At 72.0% G+C, this 25,674-nt stretch carries 16 protein-coding genes and 1 pseudogene; 7 read left to right on the top strand and 10 right to left on the bottom strand.

What is annotated here, in order from left to right; translation table 11 throughout:
* Positions 1-60: 60 nt before the first annotated feature.
* Positions 61-1,674, top strand: coding sequence for a protein kinase domain-containing protein (locus tag OG472_RS14995; RefSeq protein WP_405829815.1), 1,614 nt, complete (start codon positions 61-63; stop codon positions 1,672-1,674).
* A gap of 59 nt (positions 1,675-1,733) precedes the next feature.
* On the opposite strand, the gene aceE is transcribed toward OG472_RS14995, so the two are convergent.
* The 5 genes from aceE to OG472_RS14970 all read right to left on the bottom strand — a co-directional run bounded on the left by aceE (position 1,734) and on the right by OG472_RS14970 (position 10,550).
* Entirely contained in the window at positions 1,734-4,418 is a 2,685-nt protein-coding gene (aceE, locus tag OG472_RS14990) for a pyruvate dehydrogenase (acetyl-transferring), homodimeric type (protein WP_405941531.1), read from the bottom strand.
* A gap of 231 nt (positions 4,419-4,649) precedes the next feature.
* Entirely contained in the window at positions 4,650-5,273 is a 624-nt protein-coding gene (locus OG472_RS14985; protein WP_319725692.1) for a GntR family transcriptional regulator, read from the bottom strand.
* 246 nt (positions 5,274-5,519) lie between these two features.
* Complete coding sequence (sucB, locus tag OG472_RS14980; protein ID WP_405941530.1) at positions 5,520-7,277, bottom strand: 2-oxoglutarate dehydrogenase, E2 component, dihydrolipoamide succinyltransferase; 1,758 nt, start codon at positions 7,275-7,277, stop codon at positions 5,520-5,522.
* 53 nt (positions 7,278-7,330) lie between these two features.
* Positions 7,331-8,719 carry a dihydrolipoyl dehydrogenase gene (gene lpdA, locus OG472_RS14975; RefSeq protein WP_030707524.1) on the bottom strand — a complete coding sequence of 463 codons (1,389 nt, stop codon included), beginning with the start codon at positions 8,717-8,719 and terminating at the stop codon, positions 7,331-7,333.
* A 295-nt stretch (positions 8,720-9,014) separates the two neighbouring features.
* A complete protein-coding gene (locus OG472_RS14970; protein ID WP_401601392.1) occupies positions 9,015-10,550 on the bottom strand; it encodes a leucyl aminopeptidase in 1,536 nt (511 codons plus the stop codon).
* A 345-nt stretch (positions 10,551-10,895) separates the two neighbouring features.
* Here OG472_RS14970 and OG472_RS14965 point away from each other — a divergent pair, with 345 nt between their 5' ends.
* From OG472_RS14965 to OG472_RS14945, 5 genes are all read left to right on the top strand, one after another.
* Positions 10,896-12,923 carry a hypothetical protein gene (locus OG472_RS14965; protein WP_401601389.1) on the top strand — a complete coding sequence of 676 codons (2,028 nt, stop codon included), beginning with the start codon at positions 10,896-10,898 and terminating at the stop codon, positions 12,921-12,923.
* Positions 12,924-13,080: 157 nt separating this feature from the next.
* Positions 13,081-14,607 carry a GT4 family glycosyltransferase PelF gene (gene pelF, locus OG472_RS14960; protein ID WP_405829811.1) on the top strand — a complete coding sequence of 509 codons (1,527 nt, stop codon included), beginning with the start codon at positions 13,081-13,083 and terminating at the stop codon, positions 14,605-14,607.
* On the top strand, positions 14,604-16,145 hold the full coding sequence (locus tag OG472_RS14955; RefSeq protein ID WP_401601383.1) for a hypothetical protein: 1,542 nt from the start codon (positions 14,604-14,606) through the stop codon (positions 16,143-16,145). Before pelF ends, OG472_RS14955 begins: the two co-directional genes overlap by 4 nt.
* Complete coding sequence (locus OG472_RS14950) at positions 16,142-16,834, top strand: spherulation-specific family 4 protein (protein WP_405941529.1); 693 nt, start codon at positions 16,142-16,144, stop codon at positions 16,832-16,834. The genes OG472_RS14955 and OG472_RS14950 overlap by 4 nt, the downstream gene beginning before the upstream one ends.
* Complete coding sequence (locus tag OG472_RS14945) at positions 16,831-17,652, top strand: endo alpha-1,4 polygalactosaminidase (RefSeq protein ID WP_401601378.1); 822 nt, start codon at positions 16,831-16,833, stop codon at positions 17,650-17,652. The genes OG472_RS14950 and OG472_RS14945 overlap by 4 nt, the downstream gene beginning before the upstream one ends.
* A gap of 236 nt (positions 17,653-17,888) precedes the next feature.
* Here OG472_RS14945 and OG472_RS14940 read toward each other — a convergent pair whose 3' ends face one another.
* From OG472_RS14940 to OG472_RS14920, 5 genes are all read right to left on the bottom strand, one after another.
* Entirely contained in the window at positions 17,889-19,100 is a 1,212-nt protein-coding gene (locus OG472_RS14940) for a sensor histidine kinase (protein ID WP_405941528.1), read from the bottom strand.
* A gap of 30 nt (positions 19,101-19,130) precedes the next feature.
* Positions 19,131-19,721, bottom strand: a complete 591-nt coding sequence (locus OG472_RS14935; RefSeq protein WP_405829807.1) for a hypothetical protein — start codon at positions 19,719-19,721, stop codon at positions 19,131-19,133.
* A gap of 107 nt (positions 19,722-19,828) precedes the next feature.
* Positions 19,829-21,724 (bottom strand): phosphatidylglycerol lysyltransferase domain-containing protein, encoded by a 1,896-nt coding sequence (locus tag OG472_RS14930; RefSeq protein WP_383572304.1) that lies wholly within the window; start codon positions 21,722-21,724, stop codon positions 19,829-19,831.
* A gap of 83 nt (positions 21,725-21,807) precedes the next feature.
* On the bottom strand, positions 21,808-22,872 hold the full coding sequence (gene cobT / locus OG472_RS14925) for a nicotinate-nucleotide--dimethylbenzimidazole phosphoribosyltransferase (protein ID WP_401601371.1): 1,065 nt from the start codon (positions 22,870-22,872) through the stop codon (positions 21,808-21,810).
* A 157-nt stretch (positions 22,873-23,029) separates the two neighbouring features.
* Complete coding sequence (locus OG472_RS14920; protein WP_401601368.1) at positions 23,030-24,244, bottom strand: bifunctional adenosylcobinamide kinase/adenosylcobinamide-phosphate guanylyltransferase; 1,215 nt, start codon at positions 24,242-24,244, stop codon at positions 23,030-23,032.
* Positions 24,245-24,327: 83 nt separating this feature from the next.
* Between OG472_RS14920 and OG472_RS14915 the strand changes: the two are divergent.
* Positions 24,328-25,515, top strand: a pseudogene (locus OG472_RS14915) (RNA-guided endonuclease InsQ/TnpB family protein); the annotation flags it as partial.
* Positions 25,516-25,674: the final 159 nt, after the last annotated feature.

The raw sequence follows: 25,674 nt of genomic DNA, 5'->3' as shown, positions 1-25,674 counted from the left end.
GGAGCGCGATCCTCCGGCCGCATACTCGGATCACGGAACGCAGGGGCGGGAGGGGTTCTGATGCGGGGCGAATTACTCGAAGGCAGATACCGGTTGGAGGAACGCCTCGGCGGGGGCGGCATGGGCGAGGTGTGGAGCGCCCAGGACGTACGGATGCTGCGACCGGTCGCGGCGAAACTTGTGCACACCGTGCCCGGTATGGCCTCGACGGAGGTCGAGCAGCGCTTCACCCACGAGGTGCGCTCGGCGGCCAACCTTCCGCACCGGCACACGGTGACCGTCCACGACTGCGGTGAGACCCTGCTGGTCGGCCGCCGCACCCTCTATCTGGTCATGGAGCGCCTCGACGGCCGGACACTGGCGGCGGCCTTCCGGGACTCCGCTCCCGTTCCCTGGTACGACGTCGTGCACTGGGCCGCCCAGATCGCGGCCGCTCTTTCCGCCGCCCACCAGCGGGGCATCGTCCACAGGGACATCAAACCGCAGAACGTCGTCCTCACCGAGGGCGGCGTGATCAAGGTCCTGGACTTCGGGATCGCCAAGTTCCTCGGCGACACCCTGCGGGTCGCGGAGCTGACCGCCACCGGAGCCGGGCTCGGCACCCCGCAGTACATGTCCCCCGAGCAATGCCGCGGCGACCGGAGGATCGACCACCGCGCCGACCTCTACAGCCTGGGCTGCCTCCTGTACGAGGGGCTCGCAGGACGGCCGCCCTTCGTGTCGGCCACCGCGCACGGGCTGCTCTACCAGCAGATCAACGAGGCCCCGCTGCCGCTCGCCGAGGCCGTGACCGGGGTCCCGGTGCGGGTCACCGAGCTGGTGATGCGGCTGCTCGCCAAGAACCCCGGGGACCGGCCGGCCGGCGCGGCGGAGGTCATCACCGAGCTGCGGGCCTCCCTGACCGAATACCGCCGGCCGTCCACCGTGACGCGGGAGGACAAGACGAAGGTCGTCCAGGCCCTCGCCGACGCACAGGCCCTGGCCAGGTTCGTGACCGAGGACGCCGAGGCGCAGGCCGCCCGGGTGCGGACGCAGGCGGAGCAGGACGCGGCGGCCTGGCGGGCCGAGGCGCAGGAGGTCCTCGATCGGGTCAGGGTCCGGGAGGAGCGGGCGGCCGCCGCCGCCCACGAGGCCGAAGGCAAGCTTGCCGAGGCGAGCAGGAGTGCTGAAGCGGCCGAGACCCTGAGGGTCTGGGTCCAGGGGGCGGAGGCAACGGCCCGGCAGGCCCTGAACGAGGCCGCGGCCAAGCGCGAGGAGGCCGAAGCACTGTTCGAGGAGACCCGGGCCAGGGCCGCGCAGGCCGCCGCGGACTTCGAGACCAACCTGGCCAAGCGCCGCGAGCAGTCCGAGCGCGACCTGGCCTCGCGCCAGTCCAAGGCCGAAAAGCGCCTCGCGGAGATCGAGCACCGCGCCGAGGAGCTGCGTCTGGAGGCCGAGAGCCTCTTCGTGGACGCCGAGCGCCGGGCCCGCCAGACCGTGGAGACGGCCCGGCGCCAGGCGGGCGAGCTGGTGGCCGGGGCGCACCAGCAGGTCGAGCGGCTGCGCGAGGACGCCGAGCGGGAGCAGGCCGAGATCGATGCGGAGCGAGAGGCGCTCGCCGCCGGCCTGCAGTCCCTGCGCACGCTCCTGACCCGCCGGACGCCGACCCGGCAGACGAAGCAGGAAGCGGGCTGAAACGCCGTGAGGCGGCCCGCCCCGAAGGGTGGGCCGCCTCACGGTCGGATCCGTACGGCTCAGAGGCCGTAGCGCTCCCGGGCCTCCTTGACGGCGGACGCCGGCACCTCGCCGCGGCGGGCGAGCTGGGCCAGCGCGGCCACCACGATCGACTGGGCGTCGACGCCGAAGTGGCGGCGGGCGCCCTCACGGGTGTCGGACAGACCGAAGCCGTCCGTGCCCAGCGAGGCGTAGTCCTGCTCCACCCACTGGCTGATCTGGTCCGGGACCTGACGCATCCAGTCGGAGACGGCGAGGACCGGGCCCTGGGCGCCTTCCAGCGCGCGGGTGACGAACGGGGTGCGCACCTCGCCGCGCAGCAGCGCCTCGTCGCACTCCAGCGCGTCGCGGCGCAGCTCGCCCCAGGAGGTGGCGGACCAGACGTCGGCCGACACGTTCCAGTCGGCGGCCAGCAGCTTCTGCGCCTCCAGGATCCAGTGGATCGCCGTACCGGAGGCCATCAGCTGGACCTTGGGGGCGTCGGCGGCCGGGGCCGCCTCCGCCAGGTCCGCCGCCGTGTTGAAGCGGTAGAGGCCCTTGAGGATGCCTTCCTCGACGCCCTCGGGCATCGCGGGCTGCACCTTCGGCTCGTTGTAGACCGTCAGGTAGTAGAAGACGTCCTCGGGCTGCTCGCCGTACATCCGGCGCAGACCGTCCTTGACGATCACCGCGATCTCGTACGCGAAGGCCGGGTCGTAGTTGAGCGACGCCGGGTTCGTGGACGCGATCAGGTGCGAGTGGCCGTCCGCGTGCTGCAGGCCCTCACCGGTCAGGGTGGTGCGGCCGGCGGTGGCGCCGACGATGAAGCCCTTGCCGAGCTGGTCGGCGAGCTGCCACATCTGGTCGGCGGTGCGCTGCCAGCCGAACATCGAGTAGAAGATGTAGAAGGGGATCATCGGCTCGCCGTGCGTCGCGTACGACGTGCAGGCGGCGATGAAGTCGGCCATGGCGCCGGCCTCGGTGATCCCCTCGTTGAGGATCTGGCCGTCCTTGGCTTCCTTGTAGTACATGAGCTGGTCGCGGTCGACCGGCTCGTACGTCTGGCCCAGGGGCGAGTAGATGCCGGCCGACGGGAAGAGGGACTCCATACCGAAGGTGCGCGCCTCGTCGGGGACGATCGGCACCCAGCGCTTGCCGGTCTCCTTGTCCCGCATCAGGTCCTTGACGAGGCGGACGAAGGCCATGGTGGTGGCCATCTCCTGCTTGCCGGAACCCTTGAGCAGCGGGGCGAAGGAACGGTCGGCCGGAGCCGGCAGGGCGACCTGCTTGACCTTGCGGGCCGGGGCCGGGCCGCCGAGCGCCGCGCGGCGCTCGTTCAGGTACTGCACCTCGGGGCTGTTCGCGCCCGGGTGGCCGTAGGGCACGACGCCGTCGGCGAAGGCGCTGTCGGGGATCGGGAGGCCAAGGAGGTCACGCATGTCCTTGAACTCGTCGATCGTCAGCTTCTTCATCTGGTGGTTCGCGTTCTTCGACTCGAACCCGGCACCCAGCGTGTAGCCCTTGACGGTCTGCGCCAGGATGACCGTCGGCGCGCCCTTGTGCTCCAGGGCGGCCTTGTACGCGGCGTAGACCTTGCGGGGCTCGTGGCCGCCGCGGGAGCTGTGGAAGCACTCGGCGATCTTCGCGTCGGAGAGCACGCCGGCCAGCTGCACGAGCTCGGCGTTGGCGCCGAAGAAGTGCTGGCGGATGTAGGCCACGTCGCGGGTCGCGTACGTCTGGAACTGCGCGTCCGGTACCTCGCGCAGGCGGCGTACCAGGGCGCCCGTGGTGTCGAGCTGGAACAGCTCGTCCCAGGCGGAGCCCCACAGCGACTTGATGACGTTCCAGCCGGCGCCGCGGAACTGGGCCTCCAGCTCCTGGACCACGCGGAAGTTGGCGCGGACCGGACCGTCGAGGCGCTGCAGGTTGCAGTTGATGACGAAGGTCAGGTTGTCGAGCTGCTCGCGGGAGGCGAGGGCCAGGGCGGCGGTCGACTCGGGCTCGTCCATCTCGCCGTCGCCCAGGAAGGCCCAGACGTGCGAGTTGGCGGTGTCCTTGATGCTCCGGTTCTGCAGGTAGCGGTTGAAGCGCGCCTGGTAGATCGCGGAGAGCGGGCCGAGACCCATGGAGACCGTGGGGAACTCCCACAGCCACGGCAGGCGCCGCGGGTGCGGGTAGGACGGCAGGCCGTTGCCGCCGGACTCCTGGCGGAAGTTGTCGAGCTGCTGCTCGGAGATCCGGCCGTCGAGGAAGGCGCGGGCGTAGATGCCGGGGGAGGCGTGGCCCTGGATGTAGAGCTGGTCGCCCGATCCGTCGGCCTCCTTCCCGCGGAAGAAGTGCTGGAAGCCGGTCTCGTACAGCCACGCGGCGGAGGCGAAGGTGGCGATGTGGCCGCCGACGCCGTACTTGGAGCCGCGGGTCACCATGGCGGCCGCGTTCCAGCGGTTCCAGGCGGTGATCCTGGCTTCCATCTCCTCGTCACCGGGGAACTCGGGCTCCGCGGCGGTGGGGATGGTGTTGACGTAGTCCGTCTCCAGCAGCTTGGGGAGCGCGAGGCCGGCGGCCTCGGCGTGCTGGAGGGTGCGACGCAGCAGGTATTCGGCCCGGCGTGTACCGGCGGCCTTGGCGACGGCGTCGAGGGAGGCCGCCCACTCGGCGGTCTCCTCGGTGTCGCGGTCCGGGAGCTGGTCGAGCTCGCTCGGAAGCTTTCCTACGGGGTCGGACATCGCTGTGCGCCGCCTTCCGGGTAATGGAGAGGTGGTGAAAAAATCCCTGACGGGCAGGACAGGGTCGGTGGACCTGGTTGAGGTCCGCGACGACTGTAAATCGCTGATCGATGATCGATCAAATAAAAGTGACAAAGAAACGTCCATCTGACGAAAGTCGGCACCGCGTGCCAGCAAGAAAGGCACGCGGTGCCGGTCAAATGGGGGTGAAACGGGCGGATCTCGAGCGGATCACGCCCTCGGAGCGCACCCCAGGACGTGCCGCTTCACCAGCAGACCGATGTCCGGATCCTGACTGCGGAAGGCCTCGACGAGGGCCTCGTGCTCCTCGGCGTAGGACTTCTGGACGGTTCCCAGCCAGCGGATGGACAGGGCCGTGAACACCTCGATGCCCAGGCTCTCCCAGGTGTGCAGCAGCACGCTGTTCCCGGCCGCCCGGACCATCTCCCGGTGGAACCCGACGGTGTGCCTCACCTGCGCGGTCCCGTCCTCGGTGCGGTCGGCCTCCCACAGGGCCGCCACGTGCGGCTCCAGCGCCGAGCAGTCGGCCGCCAGCCGTGGCGCGGCCAGCTCGGCCGCGATCTGCTCCAGACCGGCCCGGACCGGGTAGATCTCCTCCAGGTCGGCCGCGGAGAGGTTCCGTACGCGCACGCCCTTGTTCGGCGCCGACTCGATCAGCCGCAGGGTCTCCAGCTCGCGCAGGGCCTCCCGTACGGGCGTCTGACTGACCTCCAGCTCCACGGCGATCCGGCGCTCGACGATCCGCTCACCGGGCTTCCAGCGCCCGCTGACGATCCCCTCCACGATGTGCTCGCGGATCTGCTCGCGCAGCGAGTGCACGACGGGTGGGGTGATCATCGGCGGTTCATCTCCTGGGTGCGGGTGCAGGGGTGGTCCGGGGCTGATGCGTAGACAATACGGCGGAGTAGGCCGACGCGATGCGTTCCCGGTCAGGGACGCCGGGTGAGGCTGGTTACAGGGAACCGCCCACGACCGGGCTGATCACGGCGCTGAGCAGAGGCGGGACGACGACGGCGCCCCCGCCCGGGGAGATCCCGGACGGGGGCGCCGTGTGCGACAGCTGCTGCTGTGCGGTGAGCCTTACAGGCCGAGCTCGACCTCGAACTCGCCGGCCTCGAGGATCGCCTTGACGGCCGAGAGGTACCGGGCCGCGTCCGCGCCGTCCACCAGGCGGTGGTCGTAGGACAGGGTCAGGTACGTCATGTCGCGGATGCCGATGTTGGTGCCCTCGGCGGTCTCGATGACCACCGGGCGCTTCACCGTGGCACCGATGCCCAGGATGGCGACCTGGTTCGGGGGCACGATGACCGTGTCGAACAGCGCACCGCGCGAGCCGGTGTTGCTGATGGTGAAGGTCGCGCCCGACAGCTCGTCCGGCGTGATCTTGTTGCCGCGGACCTTGGCGGCCAGGTCGGCGGTCGCCTTGGAGATGCCCGCCAGGTTGAGGTCACCGGCACCCTTGATGACCGGGGTCATCAGGCCCTTCTCGGAGTCCACGGCGATGCCGATGTTCTCCGAGTCGAAGTAGGTGATGGTGCCCTCGTCCTCGTTGATCCGGGCGTTGACGACCGCGTGGGCCTTCAGCGCCTGGGCAGCGGCCTTGACGAAGAACGGCATCGGCGAGAGCTTGACGCCCTCACGGGCCAGGAACGCGCCCTTGGCCTTCTCGCGCAGCTTCATGATCTTGGTGATGTCCACCTCGACCACGGAGCTGAGCTGAGCCTGCGAGTGCAGGGCCTTCATCATGTTGTCGCCGATGACCTTGCGCATGCGGGTCATCTTGACCGTCTGACCGCGCAGCTCGGAGACCGCGGCGGCCGGAGCCTTGGCGGCCGGAGCGGCAGCGGCCGGCGCCGGGGCGGCGGCAGCGGCCTTGGCGGCCTCGGCGGCGGCCAGGACGTCCTGCTTGCGGATGCGGCCACCGACACCGGTGCCCGAGACCGCGGACAGGTTGACGCCGGACTCCGAGGCGAGCTTGCGCACCAGCGGGGTCACGTACGCGCCCTCGTCACCGGCGGAGACCGGCGCGGCGGGAGCCACCGGGGCGACCGGGGCCGGAGCGGCCACGGGAGCCGGCGCGGTCACGGGGGCCGGAGCGGCGACCGGGGCGGCAGCGGCGGGGGCGGCCGCGACCGGAGCCGGGGCGGCGACCGGAGCGGCAGCCTGGACCGGAGCCGGGGCGGCGGCGGCCGGGGCGGCCGGGGCGGCCGCGGGGGCGGCACCGGCGGCACCGATGACGGCCAGAACGGCGCCGACCTCGGCGGTCTCGTCCTCGCCGATCCGGATCTCCAGCAGCGTGCCGGAGACCGGCGCGGGGATCTCGGTGTCGACCTTGTCCGTGGAGACCTCGAGCAGCGGCTCGTCGGCCTCGACGGACTCGCCGACCTGCTTCAGCCAGCGGGTGACGGTGCCCTCGGTGACGGACTCGCCCAGGGCGGGGAGCACGACATCGGTGCCGGACGCGGCCGGGGCAGCGGCGGCGGGCGGCTCGGCGACCGGAGCCGGGGCCGCGGGGGCCTCGGCGACGGGGGCCGGCTCGGCGACGGGGGCGGCAGCGGCCGGCTCGGCGGCCGGAGCCGCAGCAGCGGCCGGGGCGCCGGAGCCGTCGTCGATGACGGCCAGCTCGGCGCCGACCTCGACGGTCTCGTCCTCGGCGACCTTGATGGAGGCCAGGATGCCGGAGACGGGCGACGGGATCTCGGTGTCGACCTTGTCGGTCGACACCTCGAGCAGCGGCTCGTCGGCCTCGACGCGCTCGCCCTCGGCCTTCAGCCAGCGGGTGACAGTGCCCTCGGTGACGCTCTCACCGAGCGCCGGAAGGGTTACGGAAACCGACATGGTTTCAGTTGCTCCTAACGAATGTGCGGAAGTGGTCGTCGCGCCCGTGACGATTAGTCGTGGGAGTGAAGCGGCTTGCCGGCCAGGGCCAGGTGGGCCTCGCCGAGCGCCTCGTTCTGGGTCGGGTGCGCGTGGATGAGCTGCGCGACCTCGGCCGGCAGGGCCTCCCAGTTGTAGATCAGCTGGGCCTCGCCGACCTGCTCGCCCATCCGGTCACCGACCATGTGGACGCCGACCACGGCACCGTCCTTGACCTGGACGAGCTTGATCTCGCCCGCGGTCTTCAGGATCTTGCTCTTGCCGTTGCCCGCCAGGTTGTACTTCAGGGCCACGACCTTGTCCGCGCCGTAGATCTCCTTGGCCTTGGCCTCGGTGATGCCGACGGAAGCGACCTCGGGGTGGCAGTAGGTGACGCGCGGGACACCGTCGTAGTCGATCGGGACGGTCTTGAGACCGGCCAGACGCTCCGCGACCAGGATGCCCTCGGCGAAGCCGACGTGCGCGAGCTGGAGGGTCGGGACGAGGTCACCGACGGCCGAGATGGTCGGCACGTTGGTCTGCATGTACTCGTCGACCAGGACGTAGCCGCGGTCCATCGCGACGCCCTGCTCCTCGTAGCCCAGGCCCTGCGAGACCGGACCGCGGCCGACCGCGACCAGGAGCACCTCGGCCTCGAAGGTCTTGCCGTCGGCCAGCGTCACGCGGACGCCGTTCTCCGTGTACTCGGCCTTGTCGAAGAAGGTGCCGAGGTTGAACTTGATGCCGCGCTTGCGGAAGGCCCGCTCCAGCAGCTTGGAGCTGTTCTCGTCCTCGACCGGCACGAGGTGCTTGAGGCCCTCGATGACGGTGATGTCCGAGCCGAAGGACTTCCACGCCGAGGCGAACTCGACGCCGATGACGCCGCCGCCCAGGACGATCGCGGACTCGGGCACGCGGTCCAGGACCAGCGCGTGGTCCGAGGAGATGATGCGGTTGCCGTCGATGTTCAGGCCCGGCAGGGACTTCGGCACGGAGCCGGTCGCCAGCAGGATGTGGCGGCCCTGGATGCGCTGGCCGTTCACGTCGACGGAAGTCGGGGAGGAGAGGCGGCCCTCTCCCTCGATGTAGGTCACCTTGCGGGAGGCGACCAGGCCCTGCAGGCCCTTGTACAGGCCCGAGATGACCTCGTCCTTGTACTTCTGGACCCCCGCGATGTCGATGCCCTCGAAGGAGGCCTTGACACCGAACTGGGCGGCTTCACGAGCCTGGTCCGCGATCTCGCCCGCGTGCAGCAGAGCCTTCGTGGGGATGCAGCCGTTGTGCAGGCAGGTGCCACCGAGCTTGTTCTTCTCGATCAGGGCAACGTCCAGACCCAGCTGGGATGCGCGCAGCGCCGCGGCGTAACCGCCACTGCCACCGCCGAGGATCACTAGGTCGAAAACGGTGCTGGCGTCGTTCGCCACGTCACGTCCTCCATGCATGTGCGCCGGGCACCGGTCCTCTGTGACCGGGCGGCGGCTGGTAATCGGCCGCTTGTTTCTTCGGCCCTGTGGTGGGGGCCCTGTCCTGCCGAGAACCCATCTTCGCATTTGTCGGGGGAACGCGGGACGCCGGGCCCGGACTGTGGACGGAGGTTCTGTCCGAGGCGAGGGTTACCGATGCGTAGAAACGTACGGTTCCCCGGCGTTTCGCCATAAGCCGAACGCACCCCGGGCCCTGACCGGGACCCGGGGTGCGTCGCGTCTCACATCCGGGCTGTCAGCCCAGGTCGCCCGTGGCGGTGCGCTCGGCCAGCCGCACCAGGGTGCGCACGGCCGAGCCGGTGCCGCCCTTGGGGGTGTAGCCGTGCGGCGTGCCCTCGTGGAAGGCCGGGCCGGCGATGTCGAGGTGGGCCCAGGTGATGCCCTCGCCGACGAACTCCTGCAGGAAGAGGCCGGCCACCAGGCCGCCGCCCATGCGGACACCCATGTTCGCGATGTCGGCGGTGGGGGAGTCCATGGTCTTGCGCAGCTCCGCGGGGAGCGGCATCGGCCAGGAGGACTCGCCGACCTCCTCGGCGATCTCGTGGATCGAGGTGCGGAAGGCGTCGTCGTTCGCCATGATCCCGAAGGTGCGGTCGCCGAGGGCGAGCACCATGGCGCCGGTCAGGGTGGCGACGTCGACGATCGCGTCCGGGTTGTCCTCGGAGGCCTTGGTCAGCGCGTCACCGAGGACCAGGCGGCCCTCGGCGTCCGTGTTGAGGACCTCGACGGTTTTGCCGCTGTACATGCGCAGGACGTCACCCGGCTTGGTGGCGGAGCCGGACGGCATGTTCTCGGCGAGCGCGAGCCAGCCGGTGACGTTGACCTTCAGGCCCAGCTTCGCGGCCGCGACGACGGAGGCGAAGACGGCGGCGGCGCCGGCCATGTCGCACTTCATCGTCTCGTTGTGGCCGGCCGGCTTCAGGGAGATGCCGCCCGAGTCGTAGGTGATGCCCTTGCCGACGAAGGCCAGGGTCTTCTCCGCCTTCGGGTGCGTGTAGGTGAGCTTCACCAGGCGCGGCGGGTTCTCGGAGCCCTTGCCGACGCCCATGATGCCGCCGTAGCCGCCCTTGACCAGGGCCTTCTCGTCCAGCACCTGGACCTTGATGCCGTTCTCCTTCGCGGCCGCGGAGGCGACCGCGGCGAAGGCCTCGGGGGTCAGGTCGTTCGGCGGGGTGTTCACCAGGTCACGGGCGACGTTGACCTCGGCGGCGACGACAGCGGCACGCTCGGAGGCGGCCTTGTGCTCCTTGTCGCGGGGCTTGGCGCCCAGCAGGGCCACCTCGGCGAGCGGCTGCTTCGGACCGGAGTCCTTGCCGTTGCCGGCCTTCTTCTCGCCGCCCTGGTAGGCGGTGAACGCGTACGCGCCCAGCAGCGCGCCCTCGGCGACGGCGGTGACGGCGGAGGCGTCCTCCAGCGGGAGGGCGAAGCCGGCCTTCTTGCTGCCGTGCAGCGCGCGGGCGGCGGCGCCGGCGGCGCGGCGCAGCACCTCCTCGTCGAACGACTCGTCCTTCTCCGGGACGGAGCCGAGCCCCACCGCCAGCACGACCGGGACCTTGAGGCCTGCCGGAGCCGGCAGCTTGGTGATCTCGCCTTCGGCACCCGAGGCGCCGAGCGCTTCGAGAACGCCGGCGAGCTTACCGTCGTACGCCTTGTCCACGGCCTCGGCGCCGGCGGCCACCAGCGGACCCTTGGGGCCCTTCGCGACGCCGACGACGAGGGCGTCGGCGCGGAGCGTCGCCGCGCCGGCAGTGCTGAGAGTCAGAGCAGTCACGGTGGTGAAGTCTCGCTTCCGTTTGTGTGTGTGGGCCGAGTGGGTGGACGGCCATCCGTAGCGATCGTATTCGGGCCCGACGGCCGCCAGAAATGAGCCTACGCGTACGGGCTCGCCCGCACGCCACTCGAAGGTTTGGCAAGTTGTTCGATCAAGGGGCTGCCAGGTTCACCCATCCGTGGACTCTGCTCCAGGTTTGCCTCGTAGACCTGACGAGGTCCGAGAGACTCGGTCCACTCTCGCAAGGGGACGCGGGGTTCCTTTGCATGATTTCCACAGAGCCTCCCCGGCCCGGCCGTCCGCCATGGGCCGTGTCGAGGGATGCCTGCGGGGGGAAAGGCCGAAATGGTCAACAAGAACCGGATGAACAGGCTCGCCGCCGTCATGGCCGCCGCAGCCCTGGTGTCCGTGGCAGTACCCGCCGCGACCGCTCAGGCGGCCGAGGCACCGCGGATCGACCTGAAGGTGCTCGTCGTCGACGACGGCGGCAGCTCGGTCCAGGCGGTCACCGCGGAGCTCCGGGACACCGGAGTCCCGTACACCCGCGTCGAGCTGGGCAGCGCGAGCCGCCCGGTCATCAACGCGGCGTTCCTCAGCGACACGCTCGACGGCCGGCCGCGCGCCAAGTACCAGGGCGTCGTCCTGCCGAACGAGAACCCCTTCGGTGAAGGCTCGGCCGAGATGGCCGCGCTCGCCGCGTACGAGACGACGTACGGGATCCGCCAGGTCGACGCCTACACCTGGTCGCACCCGGGCGTCGGGCTCGAGTACACCGACAACGGCGGCTACAGCGGCCAGCTCGACGGCATCCAGGCCGCGGTCACCCCGGCCGGCAAGGCGGGCCCCTTCGCCTACCTCGGCGGACAGGTCACCTTCGAGGACAACTCCGCCCTCGTCCCCGAGAGCTTCGGGTTCATGGGCAAGCCGCGCCCCGGCTACACCAGCTACCTCGACGCCCCGGTCGGCACCGGGCGGGCCTCGCTCGTCGGCGAGTACGCCCACGACGGGCGCAACGAACTGGTCGTCACCTTCGGCTACAACCAGTACCAGCAGCAGTTCCGGCTGCTGGCCCGCGGCATCGTCGACTGGCTCACCCAGGGGGTCCACCTCGGCCAGAGCCGCAACTACTTCGCGGTCCACGTCGACGACGTCTTCGCCCCCGACGCCCGCTGGAACAAGGACCTGAACTGCACGCCGGGCGACTACGCCTGCGCGGGCGGCGAGGGCAAGGAGAGTACCATCCGGATGAGCGCCGCCGACGCCGTGTACGCGGCGCAGTGGCAGACGTCCAAGAACTTCAAGCTCGACATGCTCTTCAACGGGGGCGCCGGCGAGGAGTGGAAGGCCGAGAACGGCGGGGTCGACGCCCTGACCGCCCAGCTCGTCGCCGACCGCGCCAAGTACCGGTGGATGAACCACACCTACACCCACCCGTTCCTCGGCTGCGTCCAGAACACCGCCGTCGTCCCCTGGACGTGCACGAAGAACGCCCAGGGCGCCGTCCAGTACATGAGCCGCGCCGACATCGCCGCCCAGATCCGCGACAACAACAACTGGGCCGCCTCCAAGGGCATCACCACCGACAAGACCGAGCTCGTCACCGGTGAGCACTCCGGCCTCAAGACCGCACCGCAGCAGCCCGTGGACAACCCCAACCTGGCCGGCGCCCTCGCCGACACCGGGGTCAAGTGGGCCGGCAGCGACAACTCCCGCGAGCCCGCCCAGCGGGCGGTCGGCGCCGCCCTCACCGTCCCCCGGCACCCGATGAACGTGTACTACAACACGGGCACCAACGCCGAGATGGCCGACGAGTACAACTGGATCTACACCAGCCGCGCCGCAGGCGGCAGCGGCGCCTGCGAGGACAACCCGGGGACCTCCACCTGCCTCCCGGCCGCGCTCGACGTCAACACCGGCTACCTCCAGTACATCGTCCCGCAGGAGGCCCGGACCGCCCTGCGCCACGTGCTGGCCAACGACCCCCGCCCGCACTACGTCCACCAGGCCAACCTGGCCGAGGACCGGACCCTCTACCCCGTGCTCAACCAGGTCCTCGACACCTACCGCACCCTCTACGCGCCCAGCGCGCCGATCGTCAACCAGTCCATGAAGGACACGGGCGTCGAGTTCCAGCGCCGCGCCGCCTGGGACAAGGCGCTCGCGGACGGCAAGGTCACCGCCTACCGCATCGGCACCGCCGTCACCATCAAGGCGCCGTCCGGAGTCGTCGCCCCGGTCACCGCCCCCACCGGGACGAAGAAGCAGATGCTGCTCGGCACCGCCGACTTCGGCACCGCGTACGCGGGCACCCGCTCCACCTGGACGGCTCCGGAACTGCTCCAGAGCGCCGTCACGCTCAAGCTGCCCAGCTGACCGTCCGCCACGCCCACGCCGGCCGGCTGACCGTCCGTCACGTTCATGCCGCCCGGCCGACCGCCCGGCCCGCAAGCCGTCACCAGCAACACCCAGCGCCGGCGCTCCGCACACCCACGGGCGCCGGCCCCTTTTCCGTCCTGGGGGGACACACCGTATGAGTCATGGGCGTCACGTCACCATGCTCACCGAAGGCACCTACCCGCACGTCCACGGGGGCGTCAGCACCTGGTGCGACCAACTGGTACGCGGCATGCCGGAGGTCGACTTCAACGTCATAGCCCTGACCGGCTCCGGACGCGAGCCGGTCACCTGGGACCTGCCGCGCAACGTCTACCGGCACACCGCCGTCCCGCTCTGGGGCCCGCCCCCCGGACGCGGCCGCCGCTCGGCCCTGCGCGGCAAGGCCCAACGCCGCTTCACCGAGATCTACGAAGCCTTCCTGCTCTCCCTGCTCGACCCCGCGGGCGGCCCCGCCCGGCACGGGTTCTCCGCGGCCCTGCGCGAACTGGCCGTCCTCGCCCGGGCCGGAAAACTGGCCCCGGCCCTGCGCTCCGAATCGGTCCTGCGGCTGCTGATGACCGTATGGACCCGCCCCGGCCTCACCACCGCCGCGGCCGAGCCCACCATCCACGACGCGCTCACCGCCACCGACCTGCTGGAACACGCGCTGCGCCCGCTCGGCGTACGGATCCCGCCCGACAGCGTCGCCCACGCCGTCAGCAGTGGCCTCGCCACCCTCCCGGCCCTCGCCGCCAAACACCTCGACGGGGTCCCCTTCCTGCTCACCGAGCACGGCATCTACCTGCGCGAGCGCTACCTCGGCTACCGCAGCGCCGGACAGCGCTGGCCCGTCAAGGCGCTCATGCTCGGCTTCTACCGCGAGCTCAACACCGAGGGCTACCGGCAGGCCGACCTGATCACCCCGTGCAACCAGTACAACCGCCGCTGGGAGGAGCGCGGAGGCGCCGACTCCGAGCGGATCCGCACCGTCTACAACGGCGTCGACCCGCACGCCTTCCCCGAGGCCGGCCCCGAACCGGACGTGCCCACCCTCAGCTGGTGCGGCCGCATCGACCCCATCAAGGACCTCGAAACCCTCATCCGGGCCTACGCCTTCATGCGCGAGGAACTGCCCGCCCTGCGGCTGCGCCTCTTCGGACCGGTCCCGGCCGGCTGCGAGGAGTACAAGCTCCGCCTGGAGAGGCTCGCCGCCGAACTCGGGGTGAGCGACGGGATCACCTACGAGGGCCGCATCGATCAGGTCGCCCGGGCCTACGCGGCCGGCCACGTGGTGATGCTCTCCAGCATCAGCGAGGGCTTCCCCTTCAGCATCATCGAAGCCATGTCCTGCGGACGCACCACCGTCTCCACCGACGTCGGCGGGGTCCGCGAGGCCGTCGGCGACACCGGCCTGGTCGTCCCGCCGCGCGAGCCCGAGACCATGGCCCGCGCCACCCTCGCCCTGCTCCGCGACGACGAACGCCGCGCCGAGCTCGGCCGGCTGGCCCGCAAACGAGTGGTGGAGAAGTTCACCCTCCACCAGTCCGTGGACGGCTTCCGGCACATCTACCGGGAACTCGCCGGCCAGCCCGTGCTGCCCGTCCACGCCGGCGACAGCTGGACCCAGCGGCTCGCCGACCCCTGGTACCGCGAACTCGCCGCCGACGGGAGCCTGTGGTGAGCGGATCCCTCTGGCTCAAGCCGCCCGGCGCGGGCTCCGGCGCCGACACGCTCCCGGCCATCCCGCGCCCGCGCCGCGACGGCCCCGGCCCGGCCGCCGACCCCATGGACGAACTCGCCGAACGCCTCGGGGTGTTCATCTCCGCCGCCGTCCACCCCGACGAGATCGCCGCCATCCTCGAATCCGACGGCATGACGGACGAACACATCCGGCTCACCTACGGCCGGCACGACTCCTTCAGCCTCGCCGAGGAGCTCTACGCCCGGGTCCCCCGCTCCTTCCCCGACCCGGGCGCCGCCCCCGACCCCTGGAAGGTCTCCCTCACCGCCTGCCTGCTGCGCGGGGTGATCTTCGCCCTGCCCGGCCTCGCCTACCTCCTCGGCGCGCCCCTCCTCGAAGGCCCGCAGGACCGGCTCGGCCTGCCGGCCGGGACGCTCACCCTGCTCGCCGGGGCGCTCATCGGCTGGGTCTGGGACCAGACCCTGTCCCACCGGGCCTACTCCTGGCTCGGCCTCGGCGACCGGGCCGCCGCCGGGCGCACCCTGCTCGTCGGGGCCCCCGCCGGATCCCTGCTCGGCACCGCCGCCGCGCTGGCCGTGCCCGGCGGGCCGCCGTTCTCCTACGCCTTCGCCGCCGGACAGGCCCTCTATGTCGGGGCCGCCACCGTCTTGCTGGTCCTCGGCCGGGAGCGGGTGCTGCTCGTCGCCCTCGGCCCGATGGCCGCCGGGGCGCTGCTCGTGCTCTTCGTCGACCTGCCCGTGCCGGTACGGGTCACCCTGCTCGTGGTGTCCCTGGTGGCCGCCTGCACCCTGGCCGTACGGGAACTCCCGCTGGCCGACGGGATCCGGGCCGCCGTGCTCCGGATCCGCGGCTGGGCGGTGCGCCGGCCCGGCAAGGGCCCCGTGCGCTGGCAGATGCTGCGCGGCGCCGAGGAGGAACTCGCTGCCCGCGGTCCCCGGCTCGGCGACTCCGTTCCGTACGGGGTCTTCGGCCTCGGCACCGGCCTGCTCGTGCTGTACGCAGCCCTCGGGGAGGTGCTCGCCGGCGGCCCCGCCGAAGCGGTCGCCGCCCCCTCGGCGGTGGCCCTCACCCTCAGCATGGGTCCCGCCGAATGGCTGCTCCACCGCTTCCGCAGCGGCAGCCTCTCCGGGCTCCAGGGAGCCCGCTCGCCAGGCGCCTTCCGGCAGCGGATGCTCGTCACGCTGGCCCGGTGCCTCGCCTCCTACCTGGCGGTGCTGCTGCTCCTCGGCCTGGCCGGAACCCTCCTGTGGCCCGGCGCCCCCGGCCTCACCGGGGTCCGGGTCGCCACCCTGCTGCTGCTCGGGGCGGTGATGTGGACCGGGCTGCTCCTGCAGTCCTTCGGCGCGGTCCGGCCCGCCGCCGCGGTCTGCGCCTCGGCCGCAGTCGCCCAGAGCCTGGCCCTGCTGACCGGGCTGGGCCAGCCCCGTGCCGTCCAGCTGGTCGTGGCGGGCACCGCGGCCGCCGTCCTGGCCGCCCTGGTCTGCCTGCTCCTCGGCCGCGCGACCGCCCACCGATGACGTACGAGACGAACGAGACGCAGGAGAAGAAGGACCCCATGCTGCTGGTGCCCCTCTACGAGCACCCCGCCGACCGGCCCGAGGCCTGGGAGCGGCTCATCCACTCCGCCGGCCGGCTGCACTCGGTGGTGCTCAACCCCGACAGCGGGCCGGGCGCCGCCCCCGACGAGCGGTTCGCCCTCGTCGCCGAGCGGCTGCGCGAGGCCGGGGTACCCGTCCTCGGGTACGCGGACACCGACTACGGGCGGCGCCCGCACGCCGAGGTGGTGCAGGACCTGCTGCGCCACCGCGACTGGTACGCCACCGACGGGGCCTTCCTCGACCAGGCCTCCGCCGACCCGGAACTCCTCCCGCACTACGGGCGGCTCGCGGTCGCGGCGCGGGCCGCGGGCGCCCGCACCCTCGTCCTCAACCACGGGGTCCACCCGCACCCCGGCTACGCCGAACTCGCGGACCTGCTCGTCACCTTCGAGGGCCCCTGGGACGCCTACCGGGACGCGGCCGCCGTACCGCCCTGGACCGCGGACCATCCCGCCCAGCGGTTCTGCCACCTCGTGTACGCGGTCCCGCCGGGCGCGCCCGCCGCCGAACTCGCCGAGGAGCGGCGGGCGGGCGTGCACTGCGCGGTCCCCGGGACCGGCGCACACCCCTGGGGGACCCTCCCGTACGCCCTGGAGGCGGCGGGATGAAACGATTCGGACTCCTGCTGCTCCTGCCCCTCCTGCTCCTCGCCGCCTGTACCGCGCAGCCGCCGGACGACGACGGCGAGGACGAGCGGTACCAGTGGCCCGACCCGGTGCCCGGGGAGCTCTGGCGACCCCCGCCGGGCGTCGGCTGGCAGTGGCAGCTCACCGGGAAGCTCGACACCTCGGTGAAGGTGCCCGTGTACGACGTCGACGGGTTCACCACCACCAAGGAGCAGGTGGCGGCGCTGAAGAAGGCCGGGCGCAAGACCATCTGCTACATCTCCACCGGAGCCTGGGAGGACTTCCGCCCCGACGCGGAGGCGTTCCCGGAGGACCTGCTCGGCAAGGACAACGGGTGGGAGGGGGAGCGCTGGCTGGACATCCGCCGCGTGACCGAGCTGGAACCGCTGATGGCCAAACGGTTCGACATGTGCCGGGACAAGGGCTTCGACGCGGTCGAGCCGGACAACATGGACGCCTACCGCAACACGTCCGGTTTCCCGCTCACCGCCGACGACCAGCTGCGCTACAACCGGCTGATCGCGAAGCTGGCGCACGACCGGGGGATGGCGGTCGGCCTCAAGAACGACCTGGACCAGATCCCGGAGCTCGTCGGCGAGTTCGAGTTCGCGGTGAACGAGCAGTGCGCGCAGTACGACGAGTGCGAGAAGCTGACCCCCTTCATCGAAGCGGGCAAGGCCGTCTTCCACGTGGAGTACGAACTCCCGACGAGCCGCTTCTGCGCACGCTCGCGCGCACTGAAACTGAGCTCCATGCAGAAACACTACGACCTGGACGCCTGGCGCCGCCCTTGTCGCTAGCTGGGCCAATTTCAGCCCCTCCGGCGTTTGAGGAGCAGGTCCGGGCGGAGCCCGGTGCCCGGCGGAGCCGGGTTCTCCCCCAGCTACCGCTGGGAGGTGCCCCCCGGGGCTCCGCCCCAGACCCCGCGCCTCAAACGCCGGCGAGGCTGAATTTGCCCGGCCGAGCTCGAAGGGTCCGGGCGGAGCCCGGGGAAGGCCCGGCCGGGGCAGGAGGGTCCGGGCGGAGCCCGGGGAGGTCAGGTGGGGAGGATGGCGTGGACGCGGTAGCCGCCGCCGAAGCGGGGGCCCGCGAAGCAGGAGCCGCCCAGGGCGCCCGTGCGCTCCCGCATGCCGAGCAGGCCGTGGCCCCCGCCCGGCTCCGCGGCCGCCGCAGCCGGCTCCGCGCCCCCGTCGTCCAGTACGGTCACCTCCACCGAGGGCCCGACCCGGACCACGCTGACCTCGGCCCGGGCCCCGGGCCCCGCGTGCTTGCGCACGTTGGTCAGCGCCTCCTGGATCACCCGGTACGCCGCCAGGTCCACCGCCGCCGGCAGCGGTCCCGCCTCGGGTTCCAGCTGGACGATCACCTTCACCGGCAGCCCCGCGTGCCGGAAGGTGTCCACCAGCTCCTCCAGGACGCCCAGCCCGGGCGCGGGCTCCGTCGGCGCCTCCGGGTCACCGGACTGCCGCAGCAGCCCCACCGTGGCCCGCAGCTCGTTGAGCGCCGACCGGCTGGCGTCCCGTACGTGGGCCAGCGCCTCCTTGGCCTGGTCCGGCCGCTTGTCCATGACGTGCGCGGCCACCCCCGCCTGCACGTTGACCAGTGCGATGTGGTGGGCGACCACGTCGTGGAGGTCGCGGGCGATCCGCAGCCGTTCCTCGGCGACCCGCCGCCGGGCCTCCTCGTCGCGGGTCCGCTCGGCGCGCTCGGCCCGCTCGCGGATGGCGTCGACGAAGGCCCGCCGGCTGCGCACGGCGTCGCCGGCGGCCGCGGCCATGCCCGTCCAGGCGAAGATCCCGATGTTCTCCTGCGCGTACCAGGGCAGCGGCCCGGCGAGCATCGCCACGCCGGTCAGCCCGGCCATGGTCAGCAGTCCGATCCGCCAGGTCGTGGGCCGGTCGGTGCGGGCGGCCACCGTGTAGAGGGCGATCACCGCGCACATGGCGACGGGCGCGCGGGGCTCACCGGTGGTCAGCTCCAGCAGCGAGAGCCCGCAGGTCACGGCGAGCACGGCGCGGGGCTGCCGGCGCCGGAACACCAGGGCGGCCGCGCCGAACAGCATCAGCAGCAGCGAGAACGGATCGGGGGTGCGCGTCCCGAAGGTGGGGCCGTGCGGCCCGTGCGGATCGGCGAAGGAGCCGACGACCATGGCCGTGAACGCCCCGAACGCCAGCACGGCGTCGGTGGCGAGCGGATGGGCCCGCATCCACTGCCGGGTGGGGGCGAACCGCCCGCGGTCTGTCGTCACCCCGATACCGTACGGCCTGCCCCGCACCGGTCAGGGCGGCGGTGGCTGCCCGAGGGCGGCGGGGGTGCGCACCGGGTGCCACTGGGCCCGCACCACGCACACCGCCATGACCGCGGCGATCGCCGCCAGGTGCTCCTTGCCCGCCAGGTTGTCCTTGACGAGCACCTCGCCGATCATCGCCAGGATCACGAGGGCGCCGGTCAGGTACGCCCGGTAGCGCCAGCAGACGTAGATGGCGAGTCCCACCACGGCGGCCGAGGGCCCGGTGTCGTTGACGATCCGGTCGGACACCGGCAGGCCGAAGGGATGGTCGTGGCCCAGTGCGAGCCCGATCCGCGCGTACGTGGTCCCGGCGAGGGTGGCGACGTAGCCGATCAGCAGGGTGCGCCACCAGCCGATGCAGATCTCCGAGATCCCGAAGACGAGCAGGATCTGCGCGAGCGCCCCCCACACCGGCAGGTCCAGGGCCGGGACGAACAGCGACAGCGGGGTCCGCAGCAGGGCCAGCCAGAGCGGGTCGGCGGCCTTGACCGACCCGAGGTTCTGGACCGGCTGGAAGCCCCAGGAGGTGTTCTGCACGATCTGGAAGACCGAGGTCAGACAGACCGCGCCGATGGTCATGGGGATCGCCCGCCACTTGTCGCGGACGAGCGCGTTCCGGACGGTCCGGAACAGGGGCCCCCACTCACGGCCGGCGAACCGCCGGAGTGGGGATGCGTTCCACGCTGTCAACGGCGGGTCTCCAGGTGTCTGCGGTGCAGCCACTTCGGAAGGCCGGGGGCCTCCAGGAAGCCTTCGGCCCGGCCGGCCGCGACACCGATCCGCAGCAGGTCCGAACTCTTCTCGAAGAGCATGAACCGCGGTTCCCAGATCGGCCGGTATTTGGCGTTGGCCCGGTAGAGGGACTCGATCTGCCACCAGCGGGAGAAGAAGCTCAGCAGCGAGCGCCACATCCGCAGCACCGGACCGGCGCCGAGCCGGGACCCGCGCTCGAAGACGGACCGGAACATCGCGAAGTTCAGCGAGACCTGGGTGACCCCGATCTCCTTGGAGCGTTCGAGGAGTTCGATGACCATGAACTCCATCAGGCCGTTCTCGGAGTCCCGGTCACGGCGCATCAGGTCCAGGGACAGGCCCTTGGGGCCCCACGGTACGAAGGACAGCACGGCCCGCAGGTCGCCGTTGCCGTCGGTGCACTCCAGCATCACGCACTGGCCGTCGGCGGGATCACCCAGCCGGCCCAGCGCCATGGAGAAGCCGCGCTCGGTCGCGCCGTCGCGCCAGTCGTCGGCGCGGCGCACCAGCTCGGCCATCTCCTCGGCCGGGATGTCGGCGTGACGGCGGATGCGGACCGTGTACCCGGCCCGCTTGACGCGGTTGAACGCCTGCCGGACGGTCCGCATGGCGCGGCCCTCCAGGGTGAACTCGGCGGTCTCGACGATCGCCTCGTCACCGAGCTCCAGCGCGTCCAGGCCGTGCCGGGCGTAGATCTGCCCGGCCTCCTCGCTCGCGCCCATCACGGCCGGGACCCAGCCGTGCTCGCGGGCCTCGGCCAGCCACGGGTCGATGGCGCCGGGCCAGGCCTCGGGGTCGCCGATCGGGTCGCCGGAGGCCAGCGAGACCCCGCCGACGACCCGGTAGGTGACGGCGGCCTTGCCGGTGGGGGACCAGATGACGGACTTCTCGCGGCGCAGCGCGAAGTAGCCGAGCGAGTCGCGGTCGCCCTGGCGGGCCAGCAGGGCCCGCAGCCGCTCCTCGTCCTCCTCGCTGATCGGGTCGACGGCGCGGCGCGAGCGGAAGGCGGCGAAGAGCACGGCGAGCAGCAGCAGCATCGACATGACGTTGATGACGACGTCCACCCAGCCGGGCGTGGTGATCGCCTCGTAGGCCCGGTCGTCCGGGGCGAGGGTGATCAGCCGCATCACGCCGTACTTCCAGCGCGCCAGGAAGGTGGCCTCGGAGCTGTGCGGGGCGGTGTTGGAGGCGCCGACGAGCAGGGCGGCGACCAGCGAGGTGACGAGCAGGCCGACGGCGGCGACGGCGGTGGCGAGCGCCGGGTTGGAGCGGTCGCCCTTGGCGTAGAACTCGCGGCGGCCCAGCAGCAGGGCGCCGACGAACAGCGCGGTCACGCCGAGCGAGACCCAGTTCTGCGGATGCTCGCGGATCTCCTCGTACGCGTAGAGCGCGTAGGCGAGCAGCAGCGCCAGGAGGCCGCCGAGGACGAGGTTGAGGATCCAGGAGGCGCGCTTGCGGCGGCCGAGGGTGACGGCCAGCAGCAGCGTGAAGAGCCCGGAGGCGAAGCCCGCCGTGAGCATGTACGGGGTGTAGAAGTCCTCGACGTTGTGGCGCCGCAGGTCCTGCCCGAGCGAAACCCACACCGCGCTGAGGAAGTTGACGAAGGTGACGGCGCGCAGGTACCAGACCGCGAACGCGGCGCCGCGCCGCGAGCGGGGGGTCCCCCGGCCCGATTCCCGTCCGGCCTCCCGGTCCCGTCCGGCCTCCCGGCCGCCCCCCGCCGCCTTGCCGGCGGGATCGCCGCCGGTCTCTTTCCTGCCGGATGACGGACCGGTCGCCGGTGAGGCGGTGCGGTCGGTCTCTGCGCTGGTCAAACGGACCTCTCCCATAAAAAGCGATCATATGGGGCGCCGCTGTCCGTGGTTGGGCGGTCGGGGACCACAGCCTGGTCAGGACCGCGGGCCCCGGCGGCTCATTCCGTCGGCTCCGCCGCCGCCCGCTCAGGGAGTTCCGCCGCGAGTGCGGCGGCCGCCTGGACGAGGGGGAGAGCCAGCAATGCCCCGGTACCTTCGCCCACTGTGACGCCGTGGTCGAGCACAGGGTTGAGTGCCATCCGGTCCAGTGCCTTCGCCTGGCCCGGTTCCCCGCTGGCCTGACCGGCCAGCCACCAGTCGGGCGCCCGGAACGCGGCCCGCTGGGCCACCAGTCCGCAGGCGGCCGAAACGACACCGTCGAGGATGACCGGCGTACGGCGCACCGCGCACTGGAGCAGGAAACCGGTGATGGCGGCCACGTCCGCGCCGCCGACCGCGGCCAGCAGCGCGACCTGGTCGCCGAGCACCGGGCGGGCCCGGCGCAGCGCGTCGCGGATCGCCGCGCACTTGCGCATCCAGGCCAGGTCGTCGATGGGCAGTCCGCCGCGGCCGGTGACCACCGAGGCATCGGTTCCGCAGAGGGCGGCGACGAGGGTCGCGGCGACGGTGGTCCCGCCGACGCTGAGGTCCCCGAGGACGATCAGGTCCGTCCCGGAGTCGGCCTCCTCGTCGGCGATCCGCATCCCCAGCCGCACCGCGGCCTCGGCCTCCTCGGCCGTCAGCGCGTCCTCCACGTCGATCCGGCCGCTGCCGCGCCGGACCCGGTGCCCGGTCACGTCCGCGGGGAGCAGCCCGGGATCGCAGTCCAGCCCGGCGTCGACGATCCGTATCGTGGCGCCGAGCCGGCCGGCCAGGATGGCGACGGGGCTGGCCCCGTCCAGCACGGCCCGCACCAGCTCGTGGCCGGTGGCGGCGGCCCGCGCGGAGACGCCCGCCGCGGCGATCCCGTGGTCGGCGGCGAACAGCACCACGCGGGGGCGCTCGATCGGCTTGACCGGCACCTGCCCCTGCGCGGCGGCGAGCCACTCGGCGAGCTCGTCCAGCCGGCCCAGCGCACCGGGCGGTACGGCGAGGCGCTCACGGCGTTCCTCGGCATCACGCCGGACGCCCCCGTCGGGGCGCTCGATCAGATCGGAGAAGTCGTCGAGATTCAGCGTGCTCATCTGCCAGAGAGTACAGCCGGTGAGGCACACCCTCAGGCCTTGGGCGAAGGCCCCGCGTTCAGGTTCCGGGAGGCCGTTCCGGCCCGGCCGCGGGGCGCCGGGACGGACGCCGGACAGGACGAGCGCAGTGCCCGGCGGCAGCACACCGGCCGCCGGTTCACCCCGGCGGTTCCTTCAGCACGGCCACCTGCCCCGCGACGACCAGCAGCACGTGCTCGCACTCGCCCGCGACCCTCGCGTTGAGCCGCCCCAGCTCGTCGCGGAAACGGCGGCCCGAGGAGGTCGCGGGGACGACGCCCGATCCGACCTCGTTGCTGACCAGCACCACATGACGACGGGTCGCGCGCACCGCCGCCACCAGCTCGGCGGTGCGCTCGCCGAGCTGCTGCTGCCCGCCCTTGGCCCAGACGGCGTCGTCCCAGGCCCCCGCCCGGTCCATCGCGTCCGTCAGCCACAGCGCCAGGCAGTCGATCAGCAGCGGCGGCCCGGCGCCGGCCAGCAGCGGGGCCAGTTCACAGGTCTCCACCGTCCGCCAGCTCCCCGGCCGGCGCTCCCGGTGCAGGCCGACCCGCTGCGCCCATTCCGCGTCCCCGTCCCGGGTGCCGCCGGTGGCCACGTAGACCACCTCGGGGAAGGCCTCCAGCCGGCGCTCCGCCTCCACGGACTTGCCCGAGCGGGCCCCGCCCAGCACCAGGGTCCGGCGCGGCGGTTCCGGCACCGCGCGGTACTCCCCGACGGTCACGGTGGTCCCGTCCGGCACCGCCCGGGCGCCGGCGGCCGCGCACCGGCGCTCCAGCTCCCGGCCCGGAGCGACGTCGTGGTCCAGGTGGACGGCGATCACGTCCGTGGCGGGGCCGACGGCGCCGCTCGCGCGCAGCCGGGCGAGCGCCTCGGGCCGTCCCAGCACATCGGCGAGCACGACGTCGTACGGGCGCTTCCCGGTCACGTTGTTCGTCCCGGCCGGCGCCCCGCCGGGCGGCAGGTACAGCATCCGGCTGCCGTCCGGTCCGGTCACCTCGTACCCGGTGCCCGGCGCGTCCATCGGCACGGCCCGCACCCGGTGTCCGGAGATCACCGCGAGCTCCCGCCCGTCCGGGACCCGCCCGGCGGCCGGCAGACCGGGCGGCAGCTCGACCGCGGGTCCGTCGTGCGGGTGAGTCAGCAGGACCTGGCGCACGCCCGCCAGCGAATGCCCGGCCCGGGCGCCTGCCAGCACCGCACCGGGGGTCAGGTCGAGGAGCAGTGCCCCGTCGACCAGGACGGCCGTCGCGGCGCGGGAGCGCCCGCCGACGGAGACCGCGCAGGCCGCACAGGGGCAGCCGGGGCGGGGCAGGCCCTCGGGTGTGCCGGTGCCGAGCAGAGTGAGTTCCACAGGATGATCCTCCCGCGTCGCCGAGACTGCTGCGCGCCCGGTTACCGGGACCTCTGGGGGAAGCCCCGGCCCTCAGCTCGGGCATGACCACATCCTGTGGCTGCTCAGTGGACTGTGCATTGCCGGTGTCTGCCACGACAAAAGTCGTTTCTGTGCGTCCACGAGGCCAGTCTCAGTACGATCAAGGCGTGCAGCTTCGATATCAGTACCGGGTTTACCCGGACGCCGGCCAGCGTCGTGCGCTGGCCCAGGCGTTCGGGTGCGTCCGTGTGGTGTGGAATGACTGCCTGCGTGACCGTAAGGAAGCGCACGCGGCTGGGTTGCCGTATGTGAAGTCGGCCGATCTTTCCCGGCTGCGCATCACGCGAGCCAAGCGGACCGAGGAGCGTGCATGGCTGGCCGATGTGTCAGCTGTGGTGCTGCAACAGGCCCTGAGGGACCTGGACACCGCCTACAAGAACTTCTTCGACTCCATCAAGGGTGAACGCAAGGGGCCGAAGGTCGCTCCGCCCCGCTACAAGTCGAAGAAGGACACCCGGCAGTCCATCCGGCTCAACACCAACGCCTTCTCCCTCCAGAGCAACGGCACGGTGTACGTGGCCAAGGTCGGCGATCTCAAGGTGAAGTGGTCCCGGCCGCTCCCGGCCACGCCAACGTCCCTGACCGTTATCAAGGACTCCTCCGGACGCTACTTTCTCTCCTTTGTTGTCGATGTCGACCCGGAGTTGCTGCCCGAGACGGACACGGAGGTCGGCATCGACCTCGGCCTGTCCGTCTTCGCGGTCCTCTCCGACGGGCGGAAGATCGCCGCTCCGCGCTTCCTGCGGCGGGCGGAGAAGAGGCTCAAGCGGTTGCAGCGGGACCTGTCCCGCAAGGTTGTGGGCAGCAACAACCGGGCCAAGGCCCGGATCAAGGTAGCCCGGCAGCACGCCAGGGTGGCCGATCGGCGCCGGGACTGGCACCACAAGGAATCCACCCGCGTCATCCGCGACAGCCAAGCGGTGTATGTGGAAGACCTCGCGGTGTCCGGTCTGGGACGAACCCGGCTCGCCAAGTCCGTACACGACGCCGGATGGGCGGCGTTCGTGAACATGCTGGAGTACAAGGCCGTCAAGTACGGCCGGTACTTCGGCAGGATCGGACGCTTCGAGCCGACCTCTCAGGTCTGCTCCACGTGCGGGGTCAAGGACGGTCCCAAGCCCCCGCACGTCCGGGAATGGACGTGTCAGAAGTGTGGGACCGTCCACGACCGTGACCACAATGCCGCTGTGAACACCCTGGCCGCCGGACGGGCGGACAGGCTAAACGCCTTGTGGAGCGCCGGTAAGACCGGGACGAAAGTCCCGGCACAGCGCGGTGAAGCAGGAAGCCACCGAGACGGTCAGACGACCGTGGCAGGAGTCCCCGCCCTTCAGGCAGGGAGCACGTCA

It is taken from the genome of Streptomyces sp. NBC_00207, assembly GCF_045160965.1.
Lineage (GTDB): Bacteria > Actinomycetota > Actinomycetes > Streptomycetales > Streptomycetaceae > Streptomyces.
The sequence above is the reverse complement of the archived record's forward strand: the minus strand, read 5'-3'. Positions and strand labels throughout refer to the sequence as shown.

What these genes read in the sequence shown, in the direction of transcription:
- OG472_RS14930 (WP_383572304.1), bottom strand. Translation starts at nt 21,724, where the DNA reads ATGGGAGAGGTCCGTTTGACCAGCGCAGAGACCGACCGCACCGCCTCA.
- aceE (WP_405941531.1), bottom strand. Translation starts at nt 4,418, where the DNA reads ATGTCCGACCCCGTAGGAAAGCTTCCGAGCGAGCTCGACCAGCTCCCG.
- OG472_RS14950 (WP_405941529.1), top strand. Translation starts at nt 16,142, where the DNA reads ATGACGTACGAGACGAACGAGACGCAGGAGAAGAAGGACCCCATGCTG.
- OG472_RS14965 (WP_401601389.1), top strand. Translation starts at nt 10,896, where the DNA reads ATGGTCAACAAGAACCGGATGAACAGGCTCGCCGCCGTCATGGCCGCC.
- sucB (WP_405941530.1), bottom strand. Translation starts at nt 7,277, where the DNA reads ATGTCGGTTTCCGTAACCCTTCCGGCGCTCGGTGAGAGCGTCACCGAG.
- pelF (WP_405829811.1), top strand. Translation starts at nt 13,081, where the DNA reads ATGAGTCATGGGCGTCACGTCACCATGCTCACCGAAGGCACCTACCCG.
- cobT (WP_401601371.1), bottom strand. Translation starts at nt 22,872, where the DNA reads ATGAGCACGCTGAATCTCGACGACTTCTCCGATCTGATCGAGCGCCCC.
- OG472_RS14945 (WP_401601378.1), top strand. Translation starts at nt 16,831, where the DNA reads ATGAAACGATTCGGACTCCTGCTGCTCCTGCCCCTCCTGCTCCTCGCC.
- OG472_RS14995 (WP_405829815.1), top strand. Translation starts at nt 61, where the DNA reads ATGCGGGGCGAATTACTCGAAGGCAGATACCGGTTGGAGGAACGCCTC.
- OG472_RS14935 (WP_405829807.1), bottom strand. Translation starts at nt 19,721, where the DNA reads ATGACCATCGGCGCGGTCTGTCTGACCTCGGTCTTCCAGATCGTGCAG.